A 5,620-nucleotide genomic window follows, 5' to 3' on the forward strand; every position below is an offset into this window, starting at 1 on the left:
CTTCGCTTCTTCTTCAGCCTTCTTCTTCGCTTCTTCTTCAGCCTTCTTCTTCGCTTCCTCCTCAGCCCTCTGCGGCGCTATCACCGCATCTGCTTGGAAGGATAAAGAAGCAAGTTGCGCGCGCGTTGCAGGCTCTGTATAATTCGTTGGAAAATCAACTTTTGCGTCTTGTAACGCTTTAACATACCCTGCTGCCCAATCTGCGGCTCCTTCAACTGTGGCACCTTCCACAGGTTCAAGTCCAAGTAGGCCTGTAAGTACGACCGCCAGCTCTTGGACGCTAATATCGCCTTTAGGGTTAAAGGTACCATCCGAGTTTCCTACGAAAACGCCAGCCTCCTTAGCAGCTGCAATCTCTTCTGTATACCATAATCCCAATTCCACATCACTGAAAGGCTTTTCGGTTACAACCTTAGTATCCGTAGCTCCGATTCCTTCAAGACCTAAGATTAACGCAGCTACTCTAGCAAATTGTGCACGACTCATATTCTCATCAAGTGCAGCTTCGCCGTTGAATCCGGCAAAAATCCCTTTCGCTGCTAAAGCATCATACTTTTCCTGAGTAGTCATATCCGCGGCATTCCCTACTGTTGGGAAGAGGAAGGTTGCTATCAACAAAATAACTAACATTCGACTTAGATTCTTTCTCATCATCGATAAATGACCTCCATACTAATTTTATATGACTACTTTCGACAAAATAACATAAATTTTACATGGGTATAAAGTCCTATTCATCTAGCTGGACACCAATGAGACCTTCATGCCACGTAACATATCATTCGCTTTTCATAGAGTTGATCCTCCCGAAGTATGAGTAAAGTCACTTGGGTTTATAATATCATGCTTAGTGCATAGCAAGAGCGAACTTAAAGATTTCTTTAAGTTTCTTAATTGGGCTAAGCTACCATGTAATATGCCTTCAGATGTCGATAAGTATGAGGTTGCTCCACATTGTGTAACAATGAAAACACCTTAGAATAATGAGAATTACTCTAAGATGTTTTCTGTTTTTAAGAAAGAGAGGAGGCATTGAAGTAATTATTAGTAAATTTCACTTGCATATTGATTGATCTTAATCTATAGTTAATTTAATAAAATGGATTTAATTAACATAATTAACATTAAATAAGTGAATAGAAATAACCAGTAAGAACGAACCAAGCTTCTTCATTTGTATCTACAAAACCTTCAACTCCTTAAACCCCTCCTAGGCACTTCTCAACCCACCAACGTATTAGCAAACAGTCCATAAAACAGTTGTTCTCTTTGTTTTGATCATCGCAAACAGTTTTCACAGCGAGGAGGAGGATATATTGCGTTTTAAGCGACGTTTCAGCAAGGATGATTTTGAATTGACATTTCTGGCTGCGCCTACTGTATTATGGTTTCTTGCATTTTGTTATTTGCCGATGTTCGGAATCATTATCGCCTTCAAACAGTTCAGGCCAATGCCAGGAGCCGGATTTATCGAAAGCTTGCTAAAGAGCAAATTTATGGGTTTAGACAATTTCAAGTTCCTCTTTTCGACACCGGATGCTTGGATCATGTTCCGAAACACTATTTTATACAATATCGTGTTTATTGTACTAGGTACATTTGTCACAGTCGCATTAGCTTTAATGATCTCCCAGCTGCGTTCCAAAAAGATGCGTAAGATTAGCCAGACGTCCATGTTTCTTCCACACTTCCTTTCCTGGGTGGTGGTGAGCTATTTCGTATTTGCTTTTCTGAGCACAGAGAACGGCTTGATGAGCAAACTGCTCGAAATGAATGGGAGTGATCCCGTTCAATGGTATATGATGTCGGAATATTGGCCCTATATTCTAGTGTTGGTATATTTATGGAAGTCTATCGGGTATGGAATGGTGATCTATTTAGCCGGCATATCCGGAATCGACGAATCATTATATGAAGCCGCTATAATGGACGGCTCCACCAAATGGCAGCAGGTAAAATATATTACACTGCCCTTACTGCAACCCATCATTATTATTTTGTTTATTCTAGCGGTAGGACGTATTTTCTCAACCGATTTTGGGTTGTTTTACCAGGTGCCGCGCAACTCTGGTCCGTTAGTTGATGTGACGCAGACGATTGATGTATACGTGTACAAGGCGCTTACCGGTCTCAACAATATCGGCTTTGCTTCCGCAGCCGGTTTATTACAATCTGTGCTTGGCCTAATTACCATTTTGATTGCCAACTGGATTGTGAAGAGAATAAACTCTGAGAATTCGTTATTTTAATAGGAAGAAGGGAGATAAATGCAAATAAGTCGTAGAGAAATGACTTCAGTAGAGAAATTCAACCGTATATCCGTTCCTACCAACATCATCTTCACTAGCCTGTTTATGATAATTGCACTATTGTGTGTGGTTCCCGTTTTATTTGTAGCTATTATTTCTCTATCATCCAGTGAGTCTATAGAAAAAATAGGATATAGCTTCTTGCCGTTGGAGTGGTCATTAGATGCATATTCCTATTTGTGGCGCGAACGCAGTTCCATCGGCACTGCAACGTTTGTCTCAGTCTTTGTAACGGTGATCGGTACGATTATTGGCCTATACCTCAATGCAACCATGGGTTATGTGTTATCCCGCCCATCCTTTAAATTGAAAAAGTTTCTTACCTATTTTATATTCATTCCTATGCTTTTTAGCGGTGGGCTAGTTCCATCATACTTGATCAATACCCAGGTGCTGAAGCTTGCAAATACCTATTTAGCATTGATTTTGCCAATTGCTGTATCTTCTTTCTACATAATTATAATGAGGACTTTTTTTCAAACTACACTTCCCGACTCCATTATTGAATCTGCAAAGATTGACGGTTCGAGTCAAATGAGAATCTTCTTTAGCATTGTGCTGCCAATCTCTCTGCCGGTGATGGCGACCATTGGATTGTTTCTTTCCTTTGGTTATTGGAATGACTGGTTCAGCGCAATGCTGTACATTCAGTCCAGCCATCTGGAGTTATATCCTTTGCAGTATGTATTAATCAGTATTGAGAGAAATATCGAATTTCTCAGCCGCAGCGCCCAGTATATGTCACCGGACAGCACAACAGCCACTCTTCCAGCCGAATCAACCCGTATGGCGATCGTCATGATTGTAATCATTCCCATTGCCCTCTCATACCCGTTCTTTCAGAAGTATTTCATCTCCGGCCTGACAATTGGAGCCGTAAAGGGATAAGCCTTCGAAGAGGCATTACCCGGGATATTCCGGTGAATTTAATATTAGGAGGGTGTATATGAAAAAGAGAGTGTTAATTATGATGCTGGTATCTATCGTTATAGTAGCAGCATCGGGGTGCAGCTCTGGATCGAAAGATGAAACGCAGAATTCAGGCAAACCTAAAGAACTAATCTGGATTATGGGTGATCCGGGCAAGGTTCCCGTAGATCAGGCAAAAGTTGAAGAAAAGCTCAACGAGATATCCATTCCTGCAATCAACGTTACTGTAAAGACTCTTTATTATAATGACGAGAAAACCAAACTTGCTCTTTCCTCCGGTGAATCATATGATATGGTTTTTACCAGCGAGTGGTTCAACAACTTTGCAGTGCAAGCTCAGGCAGGCTACTTTGCAGACATCACTGACAAAGTGAAGGATTTGACCCCGAAACTCTATGAGACCATGCCTGAAGTGGTATGGGAAGGCGCTAAAGTTAACGGTAAGATTTTTGCTATTCCGGTTAAGAAGGACTATGCTGCAGAAATTTTCTGGCGCTTTGATAAGGCTCTGTTCGTAGATGAATTGAAGATGGAAGTCAAGGATCAGATGGACTTCATAGAGATCGAGCCTTTCCTCAAAGCAGCTAAGGATGCATGGAAAGCTGGTAATAAAGCTGCCGCCAATGCAGAATACCCCCTTAAGCTAGTAAAGGGCGGTCTTGCGGGAATTGACAGCAGCTTTGATATGATTAACCGTGACGTTATGCTTGGTATTCCGTACTCTGCGATCGGAACTGCCGACGAGAACAAAATTGTTATTACTTATGAGCATCCAGATCTCACAGATCGTGTTACAGCTTTGCACAGTTGGTATAAAGCCGGTTACATCAACCAGGATGCGGCTACCGTTGAAGACGTAGGCAAGTATTCTGCAATCAAGAATGGCCAGGGCTTTTATGGAGCAGATGCGATCTGGTCCGGCGGTGACGGATACACCCAGCTGATCTCCAAATACAGTGGTCCGTTCCTCTCCACTGCTTCCATCCGTGGATCTATGAATGCGATATCTGCTAGCTCCAAAAATATCGACGCTGCACTCAAACTCCAGGAATTAATAAATACCAATCAAGAGTATCGTGATATTCTCCGTTATGGTGTACCAGGCGTGCATTGGGACAAGAATGAAAAAGGTCTTGCTGTCAAGACGCAACTTGGCCGTGATAACTATGGTCCATGGCCCTTCTCCCAGGGTTCTTATTCTCTAAGTACAGTGGAGGCTTCTGAAGGTGTCGAGGCAGACCCGGATATGTGGAACAAAATTTTCGATGGGTATAAGGATCTGAAAGCTACCAAGTCTATAGGCTTTGCTTTCGATATCACCAACGTATCTGCACAGGTTGCTGCTGCTAAAGTTATTGCAGATAAATACACAGCCGGACTTAATACTGGAACAATTGATCCAGCGGTTACATTGCCGAAGATGATGAAGGAACTGGAATCTGCAGGAATCAGAGATATCCAGAATGAAGCCCAGAAACAGTATGATGCCTATATCGCAAGTCATTAAGTTGATTATTCTTTCCACATCCGATGCCGATTATGCTCTAATAGTCCAAGATGAAAATACAAAAAGCACCGAAATTCTCGGTGCTTTTTTGTTTTGCCACGCATGGCGATTGAGTAGGTGGTGCAGGTGGGTATGATTCAATCTAATTCTCTTTCTAAAACCGGCTTTACTAAACGACGTACTTCATCTGTTGACTTGGTATCCATTAATTGGTTTCTTAGTTCTCCTGCGCCTTTAAATCCACGAACATAGATTTTGAAAAAGCGAAGAAGCGGTTTAAATGAACGTGGTTCGGTTTCCATTGCATATTTATCATGAAGATCCAACTGTAAAAGAAGTAAATGGAGAAAATCCTTCGCGCTATGTTCTTTAGGTTCTTTTTCAAAAGCAAATGGATTGGTGAAAATACCACGGCCAATCATGACTCCATCAACGCCGTATTGCTCCACTAATTTTAATCCTGTTGCACGGTCAGGAATATCTCCATTAATCGTTAATAACGTATTTGGAGCAATTTCATCGCGCAATTTTTTGATTTCAGGAATCAGTTCCCAGTGTGCATCTACTTTACTCATCTCTTTCTTTGTACGAAGGTGAATGGAAAGATTCGCAATATCTTGTTTCAATATATGTCCTAACCAATCGCGCCACTCGTCAATGTCAAAGTAACCCAATCTTGTTTTAACACTAACCGGCAATCCGCCTGCTTTTGCTGCTTGAATGATTTCTGCTGCAACTTCAGGATGTTGTATCAATCCAGCACCTTTTCCATTGGATGCAACGTTTTGTACGGGGCATCCCATGTTTAAATCGATACCACGAAAACCAAGTTTCTTCATATCGATACTCATCTGTTCAAAAAATTTAGGTTTAT

General features: G+C 41.6%; 5 protein-coding genes. 3 read left to right on the forward strand and 2 right to left on the reverse strand.

Annotated features, from left to right (window positions below):
* A partial coding sequence (locus ACKI5J_RS02555; protein ID WP_407426194.1) for an S-layer homology domain-containing protein occupies nt 1–630 on the reverse strand: 630 nt, incomplete at its 3' end.
* Between the two features lie 644 nt (nt 631–1,274).
* On the opposite strand from ACKI5J_RS02555, the gene ACKI5J_RS02560 reads away from it, so the two are divergent.
* Genes ACKI5J_RS02560 through ACKI5J_RS02570 form a run of 3 tightly spaced genes read left to right on the forward strand, consistent with a single transcriptional unit; the run spans nt 1,275 to nt 4,746 of the window.
* Nucleotides 1,275–2,249: an ABC transporter permease gene (locus ACKI5J_RS02560; protein WP_407426196.1), complete on the forward strand. Its 975-nt coding sequence runs from the start codon at nt 1,275–1,277 to the stop codon at nt 2,247–2,249.
* Nucleotides 2,250–2,288: 39 nt separating this feature from the next.
* Nucleotides 2,289–3,197, forward strand: coding sequence for a carbohydrate ABC transporter permease (locus tag ACKI5J_RS02565; RefSeq protein ID WP_407426198.1), 909 nt, complete (start codon nt 2,289–2,291; stop codon nt 3,195–3,197).
* Between the two features lie 58 nt (nt 3,198–3,255).
* A complete protein-coding gene (locus tag ACKI5J_RS02570) occupies nt 3,256–4,746 on the forward strand; it encodes an ABC transporter substrate-binding protein (protein WP_407426200.1) in 1,491 nt (496 codons plus the stop codon).
* Between the two features lie 137 nt (nt 4,747–4,883).
* Here the strand turns inward: ACKI5J_RS02570 and ACKI5J_RS02575 are convergent.
* On the reverse strand, nt 4,884–5,620 hold a 737-nt coding region (locus ACKI5J_RS02575; RefSeq protein ID WP_407426202.1), incomplete at its 5' end, for a tRNA dihydrouridine synthase.

This window comes from Arcticibacter sp. (assembly GCF_045629565.1).
Classification (GTDB): Bacteria; Bacteroidota; Bacteroidia; order Sphingobacteriales; family Sphingobacteriaceae; genus Arcticibacter.